Genomic DNA, 23,140 nt, shown 5'->3' on the forward strand with positions numbered 1-23,140 from the left:
AAAAAAATACCCATAAAAAATATACATAAAAAAATATTTTTTGCTTTTTTAAAATTGCATTTTTCCATTGTCATTTTATATAGAATTTTTCTTACATATGACTAATTTACATACAAAAAAGCACGATTAAAAATCGTGCTTTTTGTCATAATTTTGCAAGAATTAGGCGCGATTAAGATCTTTATCGTGCACACCTAATAAGTACAAAACGCCATCCAAACCTACACTTGAAATGGCTTGATTTGCATTCTGACGAACCAGTGGTTTTGCTCTAAATGCCACACCTAAACCTGCAATCGAAAGCATTGGTAGATCGTTTGCACCATCCCCTACTGCGATGGCTTGTTCTAAGGAAATACCCATTTTTTCTGCCAAGCCACGAAGCAATTCTGCTTTACGTGCACCATCGACAATTGCGCCTTGAACTTCACCTGTCACGATGCCGTCTTGCACATCCAAAATATTGGCATGAACTTCATCAATGCCTAACTTGGCTTGTAGATATTCAGCAAAATACTGGAAGCCACCTGATAAAATCGCAGTTTTATAACCCAAAGATTTTAAGGTTGAAATCAGGCGTTCAGCACCTTCTGTCACAGTCAATCGTTCAGCAATTTTTGGCAGAACAGAGGCATCTAAACCTTTCAACAAAGCCACACGCGCACGGAAGCTTTGTTGGAAATCAAGTTCACCTTGCATTGCACGTTCAGTAATTTCTGCGACTTGATCGCCAACACCAGCTTCAATAGCCAATTCATCAATCACTTCTTGTTCAATCAGCGTTGAATCCATATCGAAGCAAACTAAACGACGATTGCGACGATAAGCATTGTCCTCTTGAACCGCCACATCAATACTAGATTCGGCAGAAAGGCGTAAACATGCCTCACGCATTGCGCCAGCATCTAACATTTGCGCGCTTAAACCAAACTGTACACATGAACGTTTTGGTCCTGAAGATTGACCATCACGCTCTGGACGTCCTGAAAGACGAGTCACTGTTTCGATGTTAAAACCATGACTTGAGACAATATTGGTAACAGCTTGTAAATGCGCTGCGGTCAATTCTGGGGCTAAAGCCGTTACGATATAACGTGTTCTGCCACCTTCACTAACCCATTGATCATATTCTTGACTAGAAAGCGGTTTAAAGCGAACAGTTAAACCAATATCATGTGCTAAAATCAAGATATCTTTCATCGCTAGAGCCGTTGCGGTTTGGTCGTCTGACGCAACTACAATGCCCAAAGTCAATTGGTTATGAATTACTGCTTGCCCAACATCTAGAATTTGCAAAGAATGTACGGACAGCACCTGCATTAATCGGGTAAACTGATTAGGTCGATCAGGTCCTAAAAATGATATAAGAATGATTTCTCGCATGAATTGACTCGGGTCTGAGCTACAACTATTGTAAGAATCATAATCGAAATTGATATGTTGCTGTTAACAATTCATTGATGAAATGTTAGAAGCCACGAATAATTGCTTGGAAGTTTAAGTTGAATGCGCCTAGACAAGGGCTATTTGCTAGCCTACTGACCATAAGTTTTGCACTGCACACCATATTATTGGTCATTGCAACTACACATCAGCTCAATGAAAATCGTGCCAACCAAGGTCAGCTCATGACCAGCCAATTGGTCACAGATAGTATCGCTGAACTTGACCCTGCCAATACGGTTTCGCTGGCATTGCTTGCAAATCGTTACGCAACCAATCCAAGCGTGGCATCGATCCGTATTTTAGATGCCAATAAACAAGTATTAGCCACAGGCGGCATGTCAAAAACACGTGAAGGCGATGTTTTCTCTCGTGAAGCTGTGCAAAATGAAAAGAAAGTCGGCAGTGTTGAAATTACATTGATTAAACCAAGTATTGGTGAAATCTTGCGTAATCAATGGTTGGCTATTTTTGTTTCACTCATTATTCACGTTTTACTTTGGTTAGCCTATCGTGCGATAGCTCGCCCAAGTCGTAGTGAATATTTGGCACGTATCAATAAAGAAGCACGTTTAAAACATGAAATTCAGGCATTAACCAAAGCACTTGAAGATGAAAAACATGCAACAGCAATTGCTATGGCGCCAAAACCACAAGCACCTAAAGAAAAAGTCTTCCCTAAAATTCCTACAGAATTGTTGAAAGACGAAGAAACTTTGGCGCTCAGTATTCAGTTTTATGATCCAAAGCAATTGCTCAATACGGTCAATCAATCTGTATCAGCACCCTATTTCAATTTGTGTCAGATTTTTCTAAACAAAAGTATCGAGCTTTGCGCAGCGCATTTTAATCTGCAAAGTAAAGACATCAATGTTTCACAAAATTTTGAATATCAAGGTGCGGTAATTCAAATTGCCTCTCGTTTGCCTCAGGCTACCGAATGCATTTTGATGGTTGGAACAGTTTTTCAATTGTTGTCAGAAGTACTTTACAAGCGTTACCGCGAAGACAAACGTTTTGTATTGCAAACACGTTGTGCTGTTTCAACAGCTGTAGAAGCAATGCAACTTAACTCTGTTCAGGCTGCAGAACGTTTGGCACAGCATTTGATTGCAAAAGAAATGGCATTGCATTTGGACAATGAGCATTTAAAACAAATTTCGGAAAACTTCCAGCTGGTCGCTATGCCAAACCCAACCAATGTATTGACTCGTCATGCATTTATGATCAATGGTATGGACAACGATTCTGCTGAAACTGCGCAAAATATCCGCACCGAGATTTTAAAAGGTAAAAAAGCTCAAGTGGAAAATCCATCTGCTTCTGAACGAGCATCTTAACCCGCTTTTTCAAATAGAAATTTTCAAAATCAAACCAGTTTTATTGTGCATAAAACTGGTTTTTTATTTATCTACTGCATAATATTTTATAAATACTGCACAATAAAATGGAATTGACTGACTAAACATTAAACAAAAAACATTACTTTTAAAATAATTCTCTCTTTTCATCCGCTTATAAGCTTGTGTATAACTATGTCCGAAAATGGAATGTGATAAGCATAAGCAAAATTCGTGAAAACACGGTAGACTATGCCACAATGAAAAATGAAAATGTCGTTTCGACTCGATAAGAAGGTGAAGCTAGATGTCGCTCAATACTGTTGAAGAACTTGTAGCAGATATTCGCGCAGGGAAAATGGTCATCTTAATGGATGACGAAGATCGTGAAAATGAAGGTGATTTAGTGATCGCTGCGACACACGTACGCCCTGAAGACATCAACTTTATGATTACTCATGCACGTGGTCTTGTTTGCCTCACTTTAAGCCGTGATCGCTGTAAACAATTGGATCTACCTTTGATGGTTGATCAAAATGGCGCTCAGCATGGTACAAACTTCACTTTGTCGATTGAGGCAGCTGAAGGTATTACTACAGGTATTTCTGCGGCTGAACGTGCGCATACGATCCGAACAGCTGTTGCAGCACATGCAAAACCTGCTGATATCGTACAACCTGGTCATATTTTCCCATTGATGGCACAACCAGGTGGTGTACTACACCGTGCAGGTCATACCGAAGCAGGTTGTGATCTTTCTCGTTTAGCAGGTCTTGAACCCGCATCTGTGATTTGTGAAATCATTAACGAAGACGGTACGATGGCTCGTCGTCCTGATCTCGAAGTTTTTGCTGAAAAGCATGGCATCAAAATCGGAACAATTGCTGATTTGATTCATTATCGTATGACCAATGAACAAACAGTTGATCGCTTAGATCAACAAAATATCGAAACCGAATATGGTACTTTCGAATTGCATCGTTATCGCGAAATTGGTAATCCAGATATCCATTTGGCTTTGGTTAAAGGCGAACCGAAAGACGGCGTGACCACAGTACGTGTACATGGCTTCAACCCTGCTCGTGACTTATTGAAAATCAATAAACAAGACGGTGAAGCAGCTTGGAATCTCGACAAAGCCTTAAAAGAAATTGCGGCAAGTGATCGTGGTGTCTTGGTTTGGATTGGTCAAAAACAATTACAGGACTTAGGTCCAGCGCTTGAAGCATTGACTGCTCCAAAGCCAACAAAATCAAATGCGGCACTTTCTCACCAATATCAAACTATTGGGGTTGGTGCACAAATTTTACGTGATTTAGGTGTAGAGAAAATGCGTTTACTCAGCTCACCATTACGTTTCAATGCATTATCTGGATTTAATTTAGAAGTAGTGGAATATGTCACTGCTGATCAAACTCCAGTTAAATAACTTTTGTTAAAACTTTTTTAGAAAATCGAGGTTGCTATGGCGATTCGCCGAATTGAAGGTTTATTACATCTCGCGAGCGAAGACCGTTACGCGATTTTAGTTGGTCGTTTTAACAGCTTTGTTGTTGAACATTTATTAGAAGGTGCAATTGATACGTTGCATCGTCATGGCGTATCCGACGATAATATCACTGTCGTACACGCACCAGGTGCGTGGGAACTTCCAGTTGTTGCAAAAAAACTTGCAGCTTCAGGTAAATTTGATGCAGTCATCACACTTGGCGCAGTGATTCGTGGTAGTACACCACATTTCGACTTCGTTGCAGGTGAATGTGCCAAAGGTTTAGGTGTAGTTGGTTTAGATACTGGCTTACCTGTAATCAATGGTGTATTAACTACGGATAGTATTGAACAAGCGATTGAACGCTCTGGTACAAAAGCAGGTAATAAAGGTGGCGAAGCTGCTCTTACTGCGATTGAAATGGTTAATTTGTTAAAGGCTATCTAAAGCATGTCTCAGACACTCCAAGCAGCTTATGCGGCAAAACGTAAAGCACGTCGTTTTGCAGTACAAGGCATTTATGAATGGCAAATGAGCCACAACCCTGTGCATGAAATCGAAGCGCGTACTCGTGCAGAAAATGCAATGCATAAAGTGGACTTAGGCTATTATCATGAATTGCTAACGCAAGTAATTGCCAATCATGAAGCATTGGATGCTTTACTTATTCCTGTGCTTGATCGTGAGATTGAAGCATTGGATGGTGTTGAACTTGCGACTCTTCGTTTAGGCGCATACGAATTGCAAGATCATCTTGAGATCCCATATCGTGTGGTTTTAGATGAAGCAATCGAACTTGCTAAACACTTTGGCGGTGCAGACAGCCACAAATACATCAATGGTGTATTAGACCGTCTTGCAAACAGCCTACGTGCAGCAGAAAAAGAGCAAAGCAAGTAATTTATTGTTATGGCTGAGTTTTCTATCATTGAACGTTACTTCAATCGCAAGCAAAATGCTGCGGTCGATCTCGGGGTCGGTGATGACTCAGCCCTGCTCACTCCTCCGCCAAATCAGCAATTGGTGATCTGTGTAGACACCCTCATTGCTGGGCGACATTTTCCTCTGGATACCCCACCCCATGCTGTTGGCTGGAAATCTGTTGCTGTCAATCTCTCAGATATTGCTGCAATGGCTGCCAAACCACATAGTATTTTACTTGCTTTAAGTCTCCCAAACATTGATGAAGAATGGCTCGCAGAATTTAGCTCAGGTCTTTATGAATGTTGTGAGAAATACGGCGTAAACCTAATCGGCGGTGATACCACACAAAGCCCGCATCTCACTATTAGTGTGACAGCTTTAGGTTTTATTGAGCAAGGCAAAGCCGTAACACGCTCTGGAGCGAAGGTTGGCGATCTTGTCGTTGTCAGCGGCTCTGTTGGTGATGCTGCTTTTGCCCTTGAACATTTAGGTCATCCATTACAACAAAGACTTGACTATCCGACACCGCGCTGCGAACTTGGTCTGTTGCTCAAAGGTCTAGCTTCGAGCATGATCGATGTGTCGGATGGTTTGGCTCAAGATTTAGGGCACATCTTAGAAGCATCTCAAGTAGGTGCAAAAATTGATCTGGAAAAATTACCAATTAAGCCAGAATTAAGTCATCTCCCTGAAAATCAGCAATGGAAATATGCTTTGGCTGGTGGAGATGATTATGAGTTATGCTTTACAATAAACATGCAAAACTACGAAAAACTTTTGCAACTGCAACCCAATGTAACAACTACAATCATCGGGCAAATTACACAAGCACAGCATCTAGTATTTGAAAAAGATGGCTTAGATCATCCTCTTCAATTTCAAGGGTATCAGCATTTTGCATAAACCAGCGATTAATTTCAAAGAAATGACTTGGTTCGAACGCTTCATCGTATTTTGTGGCGTTGGTTTTGGTTCAGGTCTAGCACCCAAAGCACCAGGCACCTTTGGTTCTGCATTTGCTCTATTATTTGTACCCATTTGGCTTGCAATCGGCTTTTCAGGCACCATCTTAGCCGTTATCGTTATGTCACTCATCGGAATTTATATTTGTGGTCAAACTGCAAAAATCATGGGTGTGCATGATGATGGACGTATTGTTTGGGATGAATTTGCAGGACAATCCATCACCTTCCTTCCTCTTATTTATCTAGGGCAAATGAACTGGATTTGGGTCTTGGTTGGTTTTGGACTTTTTCGTTTATTTGATGTTTGGAAGCCTTGGCCAATTCGCGTTATAGATCGTCAAGTGGGTGGTGGTTTTGGCATTATGTTTGATGACATTATTGCTGGAATCTGGGCAGCCATCTGTATCATCCTTTATCTATACTTTGTACCGGCTTAAGCCAAAAAATCTGTAGGTGCGTTATGACAACGACTGTGATCATTCTAGCTGCGGGTAAGGGTACGCGCATGCGCTCCAACTTACCCAAGGTTTTGCAACCTTTAGCAGGTCGTCCATTACTTGGACATGTGATTGAAACAGCAAAAAAATTACAAGCGGCAAATATTATTACGATTTATGGTCACGGTGGTGATTTGGTCCGTAATGCATTTAACCAAGAAAAAATTGAATGGGTCGAACAAACTGAACAATTAGGTACAGGTCATGCAGTCAAAGTGACTTTACCTGTTTTGGCTAAAGAAGGTGTATCTCTGATTTTATCAGGTGACGTGCCTTGCGTTCAGCAAAGTACATTACAAAAACTTGTAGAAGCTTCGACCGAAACAGGCATCGGGCTGGTCACATTAACTTTAGAAGACTCTACTGGTTATGGGCGTATTGTTCGTAAAAATGGCAAAATCCAAGCCATTGTTGAACATAAAGATGCGACAGAAGAACAACGCCAAATCAAAGAGATCAACACAGGCATTTACTGTGTGAGCAATGCAAAATTGCATGAATGGTTACCAAAACTCAGTAATGAAAATGCGCAAGGCGAATATTATTTAACTGACATCGTTGCAATGGCAATCGCAGATGGTATGGAAATCGCATCCATCCAACCTGAATTTGCCTTTGAGGTTGAAGGTGTCAATGATCGTATACAACTTGCAGCTTTAGAACGTGAATTTCAACAACACCAAGCCAAAACATTGATGCAGCAAGGTGTACATCTCATTGATCCTTCACGTTTTGATTTACGTGGTCAATTGACGGTTGGTAAAGATGTGCGTATTGATATCAACGTCATTATCGAAGGTGAATGTAGTTTTGGTGATAACGTAGAAATTGGCGCAGGCTGTATTATTAAAAATACTCAAATCGCTGCAAATACCAAAGTTCAACCGTATAGCGTATTTGATAGCGCAGTTGTCGGTGGCAATGTCCAAATTGGACCATTTGCTCGTCTTCGTCCGGGCGCACAACTCAGTGATGATGTCCATATCGGCAACTTTGTGGAAGTTAAAAATTCAAGCATTGGTTTAGGTTCTAAAGCTAATCATTTTGCCTATCTTGGCGATGCCGAAATCGGTTCAGGCTCAAATATCGGTGCAGGCACGATCACATGTAATTATGATGGTGCAAATAAGCATAAAACAATTATTGGCGACGAAGTATTTATAGGCACCAACAATTCACTTGTGGCACCTGTAAAAATTGGAAATGGTGCAACAACCGGTGCAGGTTCAACCATCACTCGTGATGTTGCAGAGCATGCACTTGCTGTAGAACGTTCTCAGCAATTCACTAAAGAAAATTATCAACGTCCCCAAAAGGTCAAAAAATAAGAGGGTAAAAATATGTGTGGTATTGTAGGTGGCGTTGCTGAACGTAGTATTACCAATATTTTAATTGAAGGCTTAAAACGCCTTGAGTATCGTGGTTACGATTCAGCTGGTTTAGCATTGGTTGATCATGGGCAAATTTTACGTGAACGTCGTGTTGGTAAAGTTGCTAATCTCGAACAGGCAGTTGAAGAAAGTGCTATTGTCGGTTCATTAGGTATTGCTCATACACGCTGGGCAACGCATGGTAAACCAACTGAAAATAATGCTCACCCGCATATTTCAGGTCGTGTTGCTGTGGTACATAACGGGATCATTGAAAATTATCAAGAACTTAAAGATGATCTTGAAGCTTTAGGCTATAACTTTACTTCACAAACAGATACTGAAGTTGTAGCACATCTCGTTCATGAAGCGCTCAAATCTACGCCTGACCTTTTAAAAGCCGTTGAACAAGTTGTTCCACAGCTCAAAGGTGCATATGCGCTCGGGATCGTCGATACAGAATATCCTGATGAATTAATCGCTGTACGTGAAGGTTCACCACTCGTAATTGGTGTCGGGATTGGTGAAAACTTTATTAGCTCTGACCAACTCGCACTTTTACCTGTAACAAACCGTTTTATCTACCTTGAAGAAGGTGATATTGCACGTTTAACTCGTGAAACAATTGAAGTTTTTGTCAATGGACAGCCTGTTGAACGTCCAATCAAAGAATTGGACGCAACCATCAGCAATGCAACTAAAGGTGAATTTAAGCACTACATGCTTAAAGAAATCTATGAGCAACCAGAAGCGATTCAACAAACCATTTCACAAGCGTTGAATGGCAATGCTCTTCGTACAGATTTTCTAGAAAATGCTGAAGTTGATTTTAAAAATATCAAACAAGTACAAATCATTGCCTGTGGTACAAGCTACCATGCAGGGATGATTGGTAAATATTGGTTTGAACAACTCAGTGGTTTACCTTGCCAAGTTGAAATTGCCAGTGAATATCGCTATCGCTCACCTGTGATTGTTGCTGATACATTGTATGTGTGTATTTCTCAATCTGGCGAAACAGCAGATACGCTTGCAGCACTTCGTGATACTAAAAAACGCGCTGCTGAAAAAGGCTTAAATATTTCAACAATGACCATTTGTAATGTCGCGACTTCTTCTATGGTTCGTGAAACAAATCATCATTTATTGACTTTAGCTGGCCCTGAAATTGGCGTTGCGTCAACCAAAGCATTTACAACTCAGCTTGCTGTCTTGATGTTGTTAATCTTGAAAATTGGTCAAGTAAAACAAGCCATTAGTCCTGAAAAGATTGAAGAAATTACCACTGAAATGTGGCATACACCAAAAGTCATTTTAGATACATTGCAAAATGATAAAGAAATTTTGCGTTTATCTGAATTGTTTGTGGAAAAACAGCATTGCTTATTCTTAGGTCGTGGAACTGAGTTCCCAATCGCCTTGGAAGGTGCTTTGAAATTAAAAGAAATTTCATATATCCACGCTGAAGGTTATGCAGCAGGTGAACTCAAACATGGTCCATTAGCATTGGTTGACAATGACATGCCTGTCGTTATTTTAGCGCCGAAAGATGACATGTTAGACAAACTCAAGTCAAACATGGAAGAAGTTCAAGCACGTGGTGGTGAACTCTTTGTTTTTGCTGATGAAAACAGTGGTATCAAAAATAAAGATCGTCAACATGTTGTAAATGTTCCATCTGTAAGTACTTGGTTAGCGCCAATTATTTATAGTGTTCCAGTACAACTGCTTTCTTATCATGTTGCTGTTCTTCGTGGTACAGATGTAGACCAACCTCGTAACTTGGCAAAATCTGTAACCGTTGAATAAAATCTGATGATCTAAGAATCTTTATTATGCGAGAATGGTAAAGATATACCTAGTGAAATCACAAAAAGATCTGTTCTTAATAAAACAGATCTTTTTGTTTTCAAAAAAAGTATATTTTAAGTAAAAATATAATCAACTAATCTAAAGCCAATACAATCGACTTTGTTAAATTGAATGCAAAAGTCTGAAGTAAAATAAAGGGGTAGACTGAAATTTCGTATTTTTAACAAAATATGAGAACATTTTTCTTGATCACAACCACATACGTTGTAGAAGTGAAATTGAAAAAAAATAACAGTTATAAAAATTATTTTTAAAGTTTTAGAAGTTAACTTTCAAGATCTTAACAACCAGAAAAAATTTTGATGCCTTTTTTGTTTCAGCTATCAAAAAAGTCCTAGATTCGGATCATTAATCATTGTTTGATAACTCTGTAAACTGTAGCAACACCGCAACCAACGGCTTTTGCTATTTCGTCTTTTGTTAGACCTTTATTATTAAGTTCTTTAATTCGTATATGTTTGGCTATATCTGCTTTTTTGCCTGTAGGCTTATATCCACTTCTTTCTAACCCTTGCTTAATTCTCTCTCTACGCTTGTCATTATCTAATCGAGCCATTGTCGCTAACAAATCAATCAGCATATTATTTACAAGGCTGAGAATTGAGCTAGTGATGTTATCGGCTGAATTGACAAGCATATGTGTAGTCGGTAGATCAGCAACTACTAGTTTTAAGCCCTTATCCTTAATACGCCCTTTCAACACTTCAAAGTCATTTTGTGAAAGTCGAGATAGACGATCTACACTCTCAACTAATAAAGTATCACCATTAGATGAGTCCTCAAGGAGTTGATTTAGAACTGGTCTATCAAGCATTGTGCCCGATTCATTTTCTACATACTCATTAACATCATCTTTAATGGATAAGGCGAAGTTTTTTAGATCAGCTAATGCTCTTTCTGCATCCTGATTTTTAGTGCTCGCTCGAACATAAATTCTTGTCGTCATTTATCATTTAACTATTAATTTCAAACATTAGTGATAATATTATCATTAAATTCAAATAAATAGTTTTATGATAACTAGATTATCACTTAATCAGATTCTCTTTAGGGTATAGTCTAAATGATTTACAAAAGAAATCTAAACAAGCCAAAACACACCATCATTAAGATTTTTAATAAAATTTTATTATCGGAATTTAGATTACATATCAAATTTTTAGACGGATGAATTTGTATATTATTTGATAGAAGTGTATATTTGATTGCCCAAATTGCACTAGGTCGATCTTTTTGATCAGCTTATTGGAATCATTATTTGATGGATCAAATAGATTAGAGTTTCAAATACAAGGTTATCACATGATAGATATAGAATCTTTGTTAGATATGGCAAATGTTCATGCCGCAGACTTTGATGGTATTCAAGAATTACCAGGAGTTCGTGTAGGCGTATCTCCACGCTATTTCGATAATAAACCAGAAAATAGACATCTAGGTACATCATTACCAACAAATTTGGATCACTCTACTTTAGAAGAAGTATTTTTTTCGGCTTTTGCTTTTGATCTAAAGATTGTTAATAATGAAGAAGACGTAATTTTTGAATTTTCAAACAATGATTTAGAGGGCTAAAATAGGATGGATGTTGACCAATATGATTCTTATCATACCTATTGGCTAGCTGTAGATAATTTTGATGAAGATAATAAAAAGAAAATTCAAATATTTGAATGTTTAAATACTTTAAATACAAATGGATCTACGCATTACAGTCCTATTTTTTCTGCATATGTTGATTCACCTCCTGAACTAGCTTTAAATATTACTAATATTAATTCCATCCTATTTATTTATAGTAATGATCCATATACATTTCTAGGACATCTTCGTTCTAATCATATTGTTAATTTAAGTAATGTTTATTTCAGTAATGGTTTAGCATCTATCTTAATTATTAATGAGCCAAGAGAAATAGTTGAGAAAATTTTAGAAATAGAAAATATTAATATTATTGAATTTTGGGAGCTTGATGATAATCAATTTCTCTTGAATCAAGAAACCATAAAAGTTACGAAACCTAACCTAGAAAAAATACCACAAGTACAATTTGATCTTAATCAAATGAATACTTTAGCTTCCTATGTTGAGCAAATAAATTCAAGTTTACAAACGCTTTACAGGAATTATAGTCAATATATTCCTAGTGAAATTAATGGTTTATATGTTATTGAAAACTATGTTGGTCTTGTTTGTGATCAAATTTTAAAATGTAAAGACTTACTTAAATCAGTTCAATTAATAGATACAGATGGTACTAGTGATCAGGATGAAAGAGCTTTATCAATCAGTGAGAAAATTAGCTTAATAAAAAAGAAAAATAGCTACGAATCTCATATTATTGAAATTAGTGCATCATTGTCATATGCAATCACTCAAGGAACGAGTGGTATATCGCCAATTATACAAAATAAGTCACCATTTCCTCACCATTCATTATTAGGAGTAGGTGGAGCTGTTAGAGCCCTTATAGCTTATGTTCGTCATATCGAAAGAGCTATGTGTTCTGCTGATCCTAAAATGGTTATTAATGAATCTTATTCACAAACATTATTTCCTGATTTAGAAATATTACCTTATAAACCAGATACCTTAGTATTTCCCAATATCACTAATGCGCAACAGTCAAATAGATCAACAAAATTTGATAGCTGCAATCCAAGGCCAATAAAGAAGCCTTTTCCTTTAATTACACATTTTAGTTTAAGGCATGGATTTAAAGAGTCTATATTTACAGTAACAGCTGCTTCAGAATCGCTGAATTTAGAAGTCAAACCTCAATGGACTATTTCAACATTATCGCATGAAGTAATGCATAGCCGAGTTAGACATATCTTTAATACTTTAATGACTATTGATTTTTCTAGTTATGAAGAAAATAAAAGGGTTGAGGCGGAAGCAAGAGAACTCGCATCTCACTATGAAGTATATATTCAGTGGATAAGAAGCCAAAAAACAAATAATGATTCAACTAAGTTGAGATTGCGTAATGTGATTTATAATTATTGTTTAATGTGTGAAATGTCTGAGCAAACAGGTAAAGCTGGAGCACTGAAATTGGGAGCTTCTCGTGATATTTCGAAAATTTTTGGTAACAATAATATTGAAAATGGAAAAACTTTAAGAAATTTCTATATCAAACACCAAATGAAGGCAATTGAACTTTTAGTTCATTTCCATGATTATTATTTTATTTACCAAAATAATAGTGAGTTGTATTTTAGATCAATCATAATTTCTTGGAGTAAAGTGGCTGCACCTTATAGCAATCCTAGCTACTATTTAATTCGATGCCTCGCAACAGCTGCTTTAGGTACTAGTGAAGATCCTCAGGTGGCTTTTCAAATAGCAGTAGATAAAATTTATGAAGCAATTAAAGCGATTAAGGAAGCAGATTACCAATTACCATTGGTTGAAGTCTTTGAATCGTATTTAGATATGTTTTTAAGTCAAATTGATAGTGATAAAAATAAAAGTATTGATCATACAAAATCAAAAAGAATTTTTATTAATGAATTTGAGTGTGCATATTGGTTCATTGATATTTTTTCCAATTATTTTTCATCAATTAAAACCTTAAATCATTTACAAAATTCTGATGTAGATAATGATAGTCTGACAAGAACTGATATTTATGGGAATGGGGAGTTTATTAATCCTATTACGCTTTGCCTAAGTTCATTAAATCGGTCACTTAATGATACCAGTGAATTAATAAACCAACGTTGGCTATCTGCCTGGAATTTTTTAGTGATTTCCGGGCAGTTGGAGAAAATTAATGGATCCTAAGTTTCTAAAATGCATATATACTGCTGAAGCAATTTACTTAAAAAATGATGAAGCAGAGACTCTCTTTAAGATTTTGGAGGAAATGCCCAATATCATCTCCTCTAACTCTCATGAAGCAAAAGAATTATTTCAAAATACAAGCTTAGAAAAATTTATTAATAAAAATGATAGATTAGTCAATGGAACCACTCTTGTTCATTATCTTTTTAAATCATCTATAGATTATAGATCAGCTAACAGTAAAAGCCCTCATCCAACTCTAATCGGAGGCTTTTATTACTATGACTTATTGATTTCTAGAGTAAATAATATTGTAATATTTGCTGTTCCTTATATTCAATTTGCCAAAGATTTTTATAAACTTTTAGATATTTTTCTTCGGGCAAAATCAATTTCAACTAATTATAGTACTATCGATATAACAAAATTAATAATAAATGCTGGTTTAGATGCAACGTTAGATGTTGAAAATGAAAGCGAAAAAATTGAAATTAAAATAAGTGAAGCAGATCTAAGTATTAAATATCAAATTATGGCTGGTCTTTTTAATGAAAAACTGTCAATAACTGGTCAAGATTTATCAAACTCTTTTGAATACAAATATATAATTAAACCTCTTATTGATCTAAAAGAAAAAGAATATAGAGGCATCGTTAAAATTGATGTCAATGCCATTTCTTTTGAATTAGTAATTGATTCAGTATCTAAAGTAAATAGCTATACTGATCGCCATGGAAATTTTAGATTTAGGCTTAAAAGGAATAGTGATAGATTTTATTTTTTAACTAAAGCAATTTCAAATTTAGTTTCCAAGAATTATGAAAAAAATTCCGTAAATTTACCTATTACTTTTTTCAACAAAAATTCAGAAGAGACGCAGTAATTACATTATGAACTACAAACATTACGCAACTGATTTCAATTTAGCAAAAGAACCTATTGCTGAATGCTTAAAAGAAGGTACTTTAAAATTAATTTTAGGAGCTGGCATTTCAATGGATTTTGGTCTACCCAATTGGCCTGATCTTATCTTCAAATGTCTTAATGCTTTACTCTCAGAAAAAGGTGAAAACCAAATTGAACGTAAAGATTTTGATGAAAATTTCTCTAAAAATGAAAAAAAATTAAATCAATATGATAATGAACCTACTTATAGTCAAACAGTTAGAGATTCTTTATATAGTGAAGTGCCTCCTAATTTAGAAGATTTACTTTTACAAGGTGCCCCAGGTCTTTTAGCTATTGCTGCACTATGTACTGGTACAACAAGAGGGCGTGTTAGACATATTTTTACTCTCAACTTTGATGATATTCTCGAACAATATCTTGCACTCCTAGGTTTAAAAGTTAACTCTGGAAGTTCATTTAAACGTGAAAACTACAATGCAGATATCCGTATAGATCATTTGCATGGTTATTTACCAAGAAATGAAGATAATTTATCAGATATTGTATTCAGTCCACGTTCGTATACGGCAAGATATGCACAAACACACGGTTTTGATGATTGGTTTGTTAATCAATGGATTGGAAGTAAACTACTTCTTATAGGACTATCTGGAAGTGATCAACTGTTACAAACAAATGCAATCAAACACAAAAATCTTTTAGGTAACGATGATATTCATGGCTATGCTTTATTGACTCCTAATGCTTATGAAGACAATCATCTAGATCTTGTAAATAATGGTATATGCCCAATTAAAATACCCCGTGAAGAGATTCCTAAATTTTTATTATCATGTTGCCAGATAGCTAGTGATTTATAGTTTTTTGCTGCTATATAACTTATACAAATTTAAAAAGGCTTAACTTAGATGTCTAAATTAAGCCTTTAATATAAAAATCAAACTAAGACTGGTTTCACGTATCATGATATATAATCATAAAATAATTATTTAGATTCAAACTCTTACCATTCTTGATTATACATTCACTAAGTACTTACAAAGTACTCTCATACATTTATTCTATCCCCAAACGATATAGATAAAGTTTCATATCAGATGACTTAAAAAATCCACACCAGTGATGCTGGTAATCCCCCCTAAAAATAATAGGATCTAAAAGTAGAATTTTCTCTTAAGATACAAGCAGGAGATTCTGCATGAAAACATCTAAATTTACAGACAGCCAGATCATGTCCATCTTAAAGCAAGCGGAGTCTGGTACACCTGTTGCTGCCCTATGTCGTGAACACGGTATGAGTAATGCAACCTTCTATAAATGGCGTGCTAAATATGGCGGCATGGATACATCTTTGATGGCACGGCTGAAAGAGTTGGAAACAGAAAATACCAGACTGAAAAAAATGTATGCTGAAGAGCGGTTAAAGGCAGAAATTATTCAGGAAGCGATGTCAAAAAAGTGGTGAAGCCATCTTGTCGACGTCAGATGGCTCAACATGCAGTGGCCCGACATGCTGTTAGTATCCGTTTGGCTTGCACTGCATTTGGCATAAGTGAAACCTGCTACCGTTATCAGGCTAAACTCAGTGATGACAATGTGCTCATTGCAGAACAGCTCATAGACCTCACTGAGGAAAATTCCGATTGGGGCTTTGGTCTATGCTTCTCATATTTACGGCATGTTAAGAGTCACTGTTGGAATCACAAGCGGGTTTACCGCATTTACTGTGAGTTAGCACTGAATCTGCGTATTAAGCCAAGAAGAAGACTAAAACGACATGCGCCTGAACCATTGAAAGAACCCATCCGTGAAAATCAGGTCTGGTCACTGGATTTTATGCACGATCAGCTTTCCGATGGTCGCAAATTTCGATTATTGAATGTGATTGATGATTACCGCCGCGAAGGTTTAGTTATTGAAGCAGGGTTCTCACTACCTGCAATACGAGTTATTCGAGCACTCAATCAGTTGTTGGAATATCGGGAAAAACCTTTGGTGATTAGATGCGACAATGGACCTGAGTTTATCAGTCATGAATTCGTACGCTGGGCAACTGAACACGGTATTTGTATTGAACATATTCAACCAGGTAACCCACAACAGAATGCGTATATTGAACGCTATAATCGAACCATACGTTATAGTTGGCTAAGCAAACATTTATTTGATACTTTGGATGAAGTACAAGATTATGCAACGAATTGGCTATGGCATTACAATCATGAAAGACCACACCAAGCCAACAAAGGAAGGCCTCCTCTAATGGCTGCTTAACCTCTACTTTTAACTTCAGTTAGTTATGGGAGGATTACCGCTCTAAACAGCCTGGCAGTGTGGATTTTTTATATCAGATTCAAAGAATTTATATAAAAATTTGAAAAAAGATCATCAAGGGTCGAGATCAAGACTTGAGTAAAATGATAAGACTTAGATTACAGTTCATTGTATAAGCCAAGCTTCTCAAATATATTCACGATCAATTCAATCCTGAATAGATAAGTTTTAGCAATAAATAGGGTCTGTTGATCAAATTTTAAATAAAAGCTACAGTAAATTAGGTTTGAATTTTATAAATTTAAATAAATTGATGACTCACCTAGGTGAAGTATGGAAACCATACATGATTTTTATCAACGCTTTTCTTTAACTAGAGATAGCGATTACTTGGTCCCATTGACCTCGTTTGGACATTTTAATGTGTTCCAGCGGGATGCTTGTTCATTTCTGACGCCTTATAGCCGTCGTGATTATTATAAAATTTCACTTATCCTTGGACTAGGTGAACTTCACTATGCCAACCGTTGGATTACAGTTGACCGCCCAGCTTTACTGTTCTCAAACCCGATTATTCCTTATGCATGGGAAATCAATTCGCAAGAACAAGCAGGATGGTTTTGTCTATTTACCGAAGAGTTTGTAAATCAAGAATCAAAACAAAATTTTTTAAAGGACTCGCCACTTTTTAAAGTCGATGGCAATCCACTTTATTTTTTAAATGATCAACAAGTTGATGAAATTTCATTTATTTTCAAAAAGATGATGAGTGAAATAAATTCAAACTATATCCATAAATACAATGTATTAAGGAACTATTTACATCTCATCGTACATGAGTCTATGAAAATGCAACCCACGAAACAGTTTGAAAAACATAGCAATGCTTCGGTGCGGATTTGTCATTTATTTTTTGAATTATTAGAGCGTCAGTTTCCAATCGACTCACCACATTTTCAACTCAAACTCAAAACTGCAAATGACTATGCCTATGCTTTATCGGTGCATGTAAACCATTTAAATAGAGCCGTGAAAGAAACCACGGGCAAAACCACTTCGGAGCATATTAGCTCACGGATTACACAAGAAGCCAAAGCGCTATTACAGCATACCAATTGGAATATTTCCGAGATTGCATATAGCTTAGGGTTTGAATATCCAGCTTATTTCACCAATTTCTTTAAGAAAAATACACATTTTTCTCCGAAAATGTTCCGTAAAGATTGTGTAATCTAAAAGCATATTGTTTGAATTTTATAATTATTGGTTTGAATGTTATAGGCGGATTTGACTTAAAGCGTTTTATAGTTTTTTTACTCACATAACTTTGCAAAAAGAGTGTTAAAAATGAAATATAGAACTTTAGGGCAAACAGGCGAACAATTGTCATCATTGGGTTTGGGCTGCATGGGAATGAGCTTTGCCTATGGCAACTCAGACAATACACAAAATATTGCAACATTAGAAAAAGCTTTAGATCTCGGTATTAACTTTTGGGACACTGCCGACATGTACGGCAACGGTGCGAACGAGGTTTTACTTTCAAAAGTTTTAGCGAAACATCGAAATAAAGTGTTCTTAGCCACCAAATTTGGCTTTCGATATAAAGAAGACAATAGCAATCCGCAAAACTCGCTAGAATCTTATATTGATGGTTCTCCGAAGTGGATTAAAGTTGCTGTCGAAAATAGTCTAAAACGCTTAAATACAGATGTGATTGATTTGTATTATGCGCACCGCATTGATCCCAATATCCCAGTTGAAGACACGATTGGTGCGATGGCAGACTTAGTCAAACAAGGTAAAGTCCGCTATTTAGGACTTAGTGAAGCTTCAGCCGAAACGATTCGTAAAGCCCATGCCATTCACCCAATTGCTGCAGTTCAACATGAATATTCATTATTAACTCGTGAGCTGGAAAATACTCATTTTCAAACGATTCGCGAATTAGGCATTAGCCTTGTTCCCTATTCACCATTATCGAGAGGTTTAATAACCAATAAACTCGATGTTGGCAACTTAGAGGAAAGTGATTTCCGTCGCCAATTACCTCGTTATCAAGGGGATAATTGGAAAAATAACCAAAATTTAGCACAAGCCTTCAGCGAATTTGCCCAAAGTAAAAATGCCACGGCAGCTCAACTGGCTTTGGCTTGGATTTTGGCGCAAGGTGAAAATATTATTCCTATTCCTGGTACTCGTAAAATCGAGCGACTTGTGGAAAATGCTGAAGCTGTAAACATTGATTTGAGTACAGCTGATTTGGCAGAAATCGACATGATTATTGCAAAATATCCGAACGTCGGTGCACGTTATAATGCCCAACAATTTGCTGCAGTAAATCATTAATCATTTAGGGTTATTTATTTTCAAAAAAAGGATGAGTGAAGTAATAAGTACGGTGCGAACATTTTGCGCTAACTTATGATTGAGCCACTTCTAAGTCTTGAAAATCAGATATTGAGATTGTTTTCATAGCCAATCCAAATATCGCTATATAAAGTTTCTCAGATGACTTAAAGAATCCACACAAGCTTTGTTCTAAACAGCATGGCAGTGTGGTTTTTTTATATCTGATTCAAAAAATAAATTATTTACATTCAAGTGCCAATTCTATTTTCAGCTTTTTACCGCAAGCAATAATCGTCCTACGATCGGCAATGATTGCACCATGAGAAATCATCGTTTCACGCATTTGAATGGTTATATCATAATGAGGATAAGATGCACTTCGATGAAATAAACGTGGATCAACACCCATTTTTGCAGCAAAATAATGCAGTTCTTGTAAGGTATCCGCCATCATGTGACACCATTCACGACCTTTAAAAGCGACTTTAGAGTTGTCCACATAAATACTCATACATGACTCCATATGCATGTGAAGGCAGAATTTTACAGATTTACATTTAAAAAAAATTGATTAATCACATGATAAATGAGGGGAAATAATGAAAATCATCCATGCTTCTATAGAACATTTATCAGCATTACATCAAATCAGTAGCGAAACTTATCGTCAGCATTTTTCTGAAATTTGGACTAAACAAGGCATACAACAATTTATACAACAACAGTATAGCCTAGAAAATATTCAAAAATCACTTGAGCATCCTGATCATATTTGGTTATTGCTTCAAAACGATCAACAGAAAATACTAGGTTATGCCAAATTAGTTTTAAATACATTTCAGCCAAACTTAGGTATCCATGCGACCGAATTGGAGAAAATTTATGTTTTAGAACAAGCCTTAGGACAAAATATTGCTGCAAAGCTCATGCAATCTGTGCTTGAATTTGCTCAAAATAATGCGCAACAATTCATTTACTTAGAAGTATTAAAAAATAATTTACGTGCGCAAAAATTTTACCAAAAGTTTGGTTTCGAAGAAAAATTGGAGATTCCATTTTCAACGGATTTATATGAGATTGGTATGCTCATCATGCTAAAAGAACTTTAATACGCTTAAAAGTATGAAATGATCACCCAATAACAATAAATATTAAGTGATCATTCAATCTTAAACTGAGGTTTTAAGGCGTAGCATTTTTCACAGTTCTAAAGCCAACATGACTGATCGCCAAATTGTATTCTTGTGGTTGACGAGATGTTGCGCGATAGCGAGCACAATAATTGGAAGCACAAAGATAAGAACCGCCTTTGATCGTATAACTACTATGTTCAGCTAAATGTTTAGGATCAAGTTGCTCCTGCACACCTAGATGATCATCATGCGTACCACTAAATGGGGTCTGGGTAAGCTCCCAAACATTACCAATCATATCATGCAAACCAAAACCATTGGCTTTGAAACAACCCACTGGTGCAACATCTTCAAAGCCATCTGTGGTTTGATTATTATAAGGGAACTCCCCTTGCCACACATTGGCATCAGGATGATGTCCATCGTGCACAGCCTCAACATCACGTTCATGGCTAAATGCTTTGGCAGCATATTCCCATTGCTCTTCAGTCGGTATCTCACGTCCTAACCAAGCAGCATAAGCCATCGCATCTTTGATCGTTACATATCGCACAGGCTCATTTTCCAAGACTTTACGCGTCGAATTTGCTCCCCATGGATGTTTCCAATCATAGCCTTTTTCAAGTTTCCACCATTTTAAATCAGCAACTTGCTGTTCAGGCTTTACGAAAACTGCTGCCTCACCTTGTTGTTCTGCTTCAGTCTTATACCCTGTCGCATCCACAAAACTACGAAATTCGGCATTGGTCACTTCTGTTTGATCTATCCAAAAATCTTCAATATGTTTTTTACTGCCAACCAGTGATTTTTCTTCTGGGTACTTCTCATTATTTCCAATCAGAAAATCGCCGCCCTGAATCTTCACCATCCCGGCATGTGGATTTTTGAGCCAATCTTTGGGCAAGCCACTGTAACTTTTACAAAGCTCCAAATTGCCAAGTTTTGCCAAATCGGGAGCTTGTTCAGATGATTTCGTGCTACATGCACCAAGCATGAATAGTGTTGTAACGAGGCCAGCGATAATCAGTTTAGACATTAAACAACCTTGTTTTATCTAAATAAAATTGAAAATTATTGTGGAATTGAATCAGGTTGAATACATGTATCATACAAGCATGTCATTTGACCATATCTAAAACGATAAGGTGCGGAAATAACGCCAACATTTTTTGCATATTTTTGCCATTCTTCAACCAGTGCCTCAGTTCGTTTAGGATCTTTCGTTGCCAAATCATGTAATAAACTTGGATCTTTTTTACGATTATAGAGTTCCCAGTTTCTAGTTCCATACGGTGATGTTTGATTTTGTACGACCCAATCGCCACGGTATAGCGCTTTTTTGTTGTTAAATTCCCAACCTAAACTACGCTCTGGTAAGGTCTTTCCTTGTAGCACAGGGACAAATGAGCGACCTTGTAAGGGTAAAATTGGCTTGCCATTGAAATGATCTGGACGCTGAATATTTGCGATCTGCATAACTGTAGGAACAAAATCTGAGACATGCACCATATCTTTTTCAATGTCTCCAGCTTTAGTCAGCGCTGGATAGCGCACGATCGCAGGTACATGAATACCGCCATTTGACACCAAACCTTTAAAATATGGCAATGGTGTTGAGGCAACCTGTGCCCACTGCGGCCCAAGTGTCACATAAGAACCTTTTTTACCCATATTATTATAAGAGTTGTCAAAATTCGCATCGACCCAGTCTCGAATGCCGTGCTCATGTAAGGCTTCAGGCGTTGAAGACTCAGCACCATTATCTGACATAAACAACACAACCGTATTATCTAGCTCACCACTTTCACGTAAATAATCCAGTACTCGACCAATGTTATGATCCAAGTTATCGATCATTGCAGCATAAATCTGCATGGTTTTGACTTGATCGAGTCTTTGCTCAGGCGTCAGCTTTTCCCAAGATGGAAAATCTTTAGCCAAAGGATCATTGATTTTAGTTCCTTTTGGAATAATACCGAGTGCCAACATACGTTTAAAACGATCTTGGCGAATTTTCTCATAGCCTTCTTTGTAGCTATTTTCATATTTTTTTAGATATTCTTCAGGTGCTTGTAAAGGCCAGTGTGGAGAGGTGTAAGCTAAATAAGCAAAAAATGGCTGATTTTTATGTGAATTATCTTTTAAATAAGACAGCATTTTATCGGTATAAAAATCGGTTGAATAAAATCCTTTTGGTAGTTCATTTATATCATGCTCATTTTCCACATAACGCGCTGCATAACCTTCAAATAATGATGATTTATCCATATGAGCCGCACCCCCTTGCATCAATGCAAAGGATTGCTCAAAACCTCGCGCATAGGGTGTCGCATTTGCCGCCCCGCCCAGATGCCATTTCCCAGCCATATATGTGCCATAACCATTTTGTTTCAATAGTTCGGCAATGGTCATCACCTGATCATTGAGTTGTCCTAAATATTCTTTATGACCTTTTTGCTCTGGCTGTAAAAGTTCAGCCATATTTCCCATGCCTGCTTGATGGTTGTCATTCCCTGTCAAAAGCATCGAACGCGTTACAGAACATGTAGGGCCAGCATAAAAATTGGTGAGTGTTGTGCCTTCTTTTGCTAAGCGCGCAATATTTGGGGTTTTAATTTCACTACCAAAAGGTTCCGTATCTGAAAAGCCCAAATCATCAGCCACAATTAACAAAATATTGGGCTTTTTGGCTTGCGTTTTAGTCTCAGCATGCACTGTTGTCGCCGATAAAAATGCAGGAATACACACAGCTAAAAGCAGTTTTTTAAATCGCATCTTGCTCC

General features: G+C 37.0%; 21 protein-coding genes. 16 read left to right on the forward strand and 5 right to left on the reverse strand.

The window, feature by feature from the left end; translation table 11 throughout:
- Positions 1-162: 162 nt before the first annotated feature.
- On the reverse strand, positions 163-1,383 hold the full coding sequence (serB, locus tag F960_RS19655; protein WP_004870131.1) for a phosphoserine phosphatase SerB: 1,221 nt from the start codon (positions 1,381-1,383) through the stop codon (positions 163-165).
- Positions 1,384-1,484: 101 nt separating this feature from the next.
- On the opposite strand from serB, the gene F960_RS19660 reads away from it, so the two are divergent.
- From F960_RS19660 to glmS, 8 genes are all read left to right on the forward strand, one after another.
- Positions 1,485-2,783: a hypothetical protein gene (locus F960_RS19660; protein ID WP_394373942.1), complete on the forward strand. Its 1,299-nt coding sequence runs from the start codon at positions 1,485-1,487 to the stop codon at positions 2,781-2,783.
- A 307-nt stretch (positions 2,784-3,090) separates the two neighbouring features.
- Positions 3,091-4,212 carry a bifunctional 3,4-dihydroxy-2-butanone-4-phosphate synthase/GTP cyclohydrolase II gene (gene ribBA / locus F960_RS19665; RefSeq protein WP_004870135.1) on the forward strand — a complete coding sequence of 374 codons (1,122 nt, stop codon included), beginning with the start codon at positions 3,091-3,093 and terminating at the stop codon, positions 4,210-4,212.
- A gap of 36 nt (positions 4,213-4,248) precedes the next feature.
- Positions 4,249-4,719, forward strand: coding sequence for a 6,7-dimethyl-8-ribityllumazine synthase (gene ribH, locus F960_RS19670; RefSeq protein WP_004870136.1), 471 nt, complete (start codon positions 4,249-4,251; stop codon positions 4,717-4,719).
- 3 nt (positions 4,720-4,722) lie between these two features.
- The gene (nusB, locus tag F960_RS19675) at positions 4,723-5,172 is read left to right on the forward strand and encodes a transcription antitermination factor NusB (protein WP_004870138.1); all 450 of its coding nucleotides are present in this window, start codon (positions 4,723-4,725) and stop codon (positions 5,170-5,172) included.
- 9 nt (positions 5,173-5,181) lie between these two features.
- On the forward strand, positions 5,182-6,099 hold the full coding sequence (gene thiL / locus F960_RS19680; protein WP_004870140.1) for a thiamine-phosphate kinase: 918 nt from the start codon (positions 5,182-5,184) through the stop codon (positions 6,097-6,099).
- Between the two features lie 22 nt (positions 6,100-6,121).
- Positions 6,122-6,598 (forward strand): phosphatidylglycerophosphatase A family protein, encoded by a 477-nt coding sequence (locus tag F960_RS19685; RefSeq protein WP_042073328.1) that lies wholly within the window; start codon positions 6,122-6,124, stop codon positions 6,596-6,598.
- A 23-nt stretch (positions 6,599-6,621) separates the two neighbouring features.
- Entirely contained in the window at positions 6,622-7,986 is a 1,365-nt protein-coding gene (glmU, locus tag F960_RS19690) for a bifunctional UDP-N-acetylglucosamine diphosphorylase/glucosamine-1-phosphate N-acetyltransferase GlmU (RefSeq protein WP_004870144.1), read from the forward strand.
- 12 nt (positions 7,987-7,998) lie between these two features.
- On the forward strand, positions 7,999-9,837 hold the full coding sequence (gene glmS / locus F960_RS19695) for a glutamine--fructose-6-phosphate transaminase (isomerizing) (RefSeq protein ID WP_004870146.1): 1,839 nt from the start codon (positions 7,999-8,001) through the stop codon (positions 9,835-9,837).
- A 415-nt stretch (positions 9,838-10,252) separates the two neighbouring features.
- On the opposite strand, the gene F960_RS19700 is transcribed toward glmS, so the two are convergent.
- Positions 10,253-10,846 carry a recombinase family protein gene (locus tag F960_RS19700; RefSeq protein ID WP_004870150.1) on the reverse strand — a complete coding sequence of 198 codons (594 nt, stop codon included), beginning with the start codon at positions 10,844-10,846 and terminating at the stop codon, positions 10,253-10,255.
- A gap of 356 nt (positions 10,847-11,202) precedes the next feature.
- On the opposite strand from F960_RS19700, the gene F960_RS19705 reads away from it, so the two are divergent.
- The 7 genes from F960_RS19705 to F960_RS19740 all read left to right on the forward strand — a co-directional run bounded on the left by F960_RS19705 (position 11,203) and on the right by F960_RS19740 (position 19,221).
- The gene (locus tag F960_RS19705) at positions 11,203-11,475 is read left to right on the forward strand and encodes a hypothetical protein (protein WP_004870152.1); all 273 of its coding nucleotides are present in this window, start codon (positions 11,203-11,205) and stop codon (positions 11,473-11,475) included.
- Between the two features lie 6 nt (positions 11,476-11,481).
- Positions 11,482-13,689, forward strand: a complete 2,208-nt coding sequence (locus F960_RS19710; RefSeq protein ID WP_004870154.1) for a hypothetical protein — start codon at positions 11,482-11,484, stop codon at positions 13,687-13,689.
- A complete protein-coding gene (locus tag F960_RS19715) occupies positions 13,679-14,572 on the forward strand; it encodes a hypothetical protein (RefSeq protein ID WP_004870157.1) in 894 nt (297 codons plus the stop codon). Before F960_RS19710 ends, F960_RS19715 begins: the two co-directional genes overlap by 11 nt.
- Before the next feature lie 7 nt (positions 14,573-14,579).
- On the forward strand, positions 14,580-15,458 hold the full coding sequence (locus F960_RS19720; RefSeq protein WP_004870159.1) for an SIR2 family protein: 879 nt from the start codon (positions 14,580-14,582) through the stop codon (positions 15,456-15,458).
- A 338-nt stretch (positions 15,459-15,796) separates the two neighbouring features.
- A protein-coding gene (locus tag F960_RS19730; protein ID WP_085945819.1) for an IS3 family transposase occupies positions 15,797-16,872 on the forward strand; the annotation gives its coding sequence in 2 pieces (ribosomal slippage) (positions 15,797-16,049 and positions 16,049-16,872; 1,077 coding nt in all).
- 333 nt (positions 16,873-17,205) lie between these two features.
- Positions 17,206-18,108, forward strand: coding sequence for a helix-turn-helix domain-containing protein (locus F960_RS19735; RefSeq protein WP_004870161.1), 903 nt, complete (start codon positions 17,206-17,208; stop codon positions 18,106-18,108).
- Between the two features lie 111 nt (positions 18,109-18,219).
- Positions 18,220-19,221 carry an aldo/keto reductase gene (locus F960_RS19740; RefSeq protein WP_004870163.1) on the forward strand — a complete coding sequence of 334 codons (1,002 nt, stop codon included), beginning with the start codon at positions 18,220-18,222 and terminating at the stop codon, positions 19,219-19,221.
- Positions 19,222-19,462: 241 nt separating this feature from the next.
- Here F960_RS19740 and F960_RS19745 read toward each other — a convergent pair whose 3' ends face one another.
- Positions 19,463-19,735, reverse strand: a complete 273-nt coding sequence (locus tag F960_RS19745) for a DUF4031 domain-containing protein (protein ID WP_004870165.1) — start codon at positions 19,733-19,735, stop codon at positions 19,463-19,465.
- Between the two features lie 88 nt (positions 19,736-19,823).
- On the opposite strand from F960_RS19745, the gene F960_RS19750 reads away from it, so the two are divergent.
- A complete protein-coding gene (locus F960_RS19750) occupies positions 19,824-20,333 on the forward strand; it encodes a GNAT family N-acetyltransferase (RefSeq protein ID WP_004870167.1) in 510 nt (169 codons plus the stop codon).
- Between the two features lie 73 nt (positions 20,334-20,406).
- On the opposite strand, the gene F960_RS19755 is transcribed toward F960_RS19750, so the two are convergent.
- Both F960_RS19755 and F960_RS19760 read right to left on the reverse strand, forming a co-directional pair.
- Positions 20,407-21,393 carry an SUMF1/EgtB/PvdO family nonheme iron enzyme gene (locus tag F960_RS19755; protein WP_004870169.1) on the reverse strand — a complete coding sequence of 329 codons (987 nt, stop codon included), beginning with the start codon at positions 21,391-21,393 and terminating at the stop codon, positions 20,407-20,409.
- A gap of 35 nt (positions 21,394-21,428) precedes the next feature.
- Positions 21,429-23,132 (reverse strand): arylsulfatase, encoded by a 1,704-nt coding sequence (locus tag F960_RS19760; RefSeq protein WP_004870170.1) that lies wholly within the window; start codon positions 23,130-23,132, stop codon positions 21,429-21,431.
- Positions 23,133-23,140 lie beyond the last annotated feature (8 nt).

This window comes from Acinetobacter gerneri DSM 14967 = CIP 107464 = MTCC 9824, assembly GCF_000368565.1.
Classification (GTDB): Bacteria; Pseudomonadota; Gammaproteobacteria; order Pseudomonadales; family Moraxellaceae; genus Acinetobacter; species Acinetobacter gerneri.

Coding starts and splice junctions, on each gene's coding strand:
- serB (WP_004870131.1), bottom strand. CDS start 1,383: ATGCGAGAAATCATTCTTATATCATTTTTAGGACCTGATCGACCTAAT.
- ribBA (WP_004870135.1), top strand. CDS start 3,091: ATGTCGCTCAATACTGTTGAAGAACTTGTAGCAGATATTCGCGCAGGG.
- ribH (WP_004870136.1), top strand. CDS start 4,249: ATGGCGATTCGCCGAATTGAAGGTTTATTACATCTCGCGAGCGAAGAC.
- nusB (WP_004870138.1), top strand. CDS start 4,723: ATGTCTCAGACACTCCAAGCAGCTTATGCGGCAAAACGTAAAGCACGT.
- thiL (WP_004870140.1), top strand. CDS start 5,182: ATGGCTGAGTTTTCTATCATTGAACGTTACTTCAATCGCAAGCAAAAT.
- F960_RS19685 (WP_042073328.1), top strand. CDS start 6,122: ATGACTTGGTTCGAACGCTTCATCGTATTTTGTGGCGTTGGTTTTGGT.
- glmU (WP_004870144.1), top strand. CDS start 6,622: ATGACAACGACTGTGATCATTCTAGCTGCGGGTAAGGGTACGCGCATG.
- glmS (WP_004870146.1), top strand. CDS start 7,999: ATGTGTGGTATTGTAGGTGGCGTTGCTGAACGTAGTATTACCAATATT.
- F960_RS19700 (WP_004870150.1), bottom strand. CDS start 10,846: ATGACGACAAGAATTTATGTTCGAGCGAGCACTAAAAATCAGGATGCA.
- F960_RS19705 (WP_004870152.1), top strand. CDS start 11,203: ATGATAGATATAGAATCTTTGTTAGATATGGCAAATGTTCATGCCGCA.
- F960_RS19710 (WP_004870154.1), top strand. CDS start 11,482: ATGGATGTTGACCAATATGATTCTTATCATACCTATTGGCTAGCTGTA.
- F960_RS19715 (WP_004870157.1), top strand. CDS start 13,679: ATGGATCCTAAGTTTCTAAAATGCATATATACTGCTGAAGCAATTTAC.
- F960_RS19720 (WP_004870159.1), top strand. CDS start 14,580: ATGAACTACAAACATTACGCAACTGATTTCAATTTAGCAAAAGAACCT.
- F960_RS19735 (WP_004870161.1), top strand. CDS start 17,206: ATGGAAACCATACATGATTTTTATCAACGCTTTTCTTTAACTAGAGAT.
- F960_RS19740 (WP_004870163.1), top strand. CDS start 18,220: ATGAAATATAGAACTTTAGGGCAAACAGGCGAACAATTGTCATCATTG.
- F960_RS19745 (WP_004870165.1), bottom strand. CDS start 19,735: ATGAGTATTTATGTGGACAACTCTAAAGTCGCTTTTAAAGGTCGTGAA.
- F960_RS19750 (WP_004870167.1), top strand. CDS start 19,824: ATGAAAATCATCCATGCTTCTATAGAACATTTATCAGCATTACATCAA.
- F960_RS19755 (WP_004870169.1), bottom strand. CDS start 21,393: ATGTCTAAACTGATTATCGCTGGCCTCGTTACAACACTATTCATGCTT.
- F960_RS19760 (WP_004870170.1), bottom strand. CDS start 23,132: ATGCGATTTAAAAAACTGCTTTTAGCTGTGTGTATTCCTGCATTTTTA.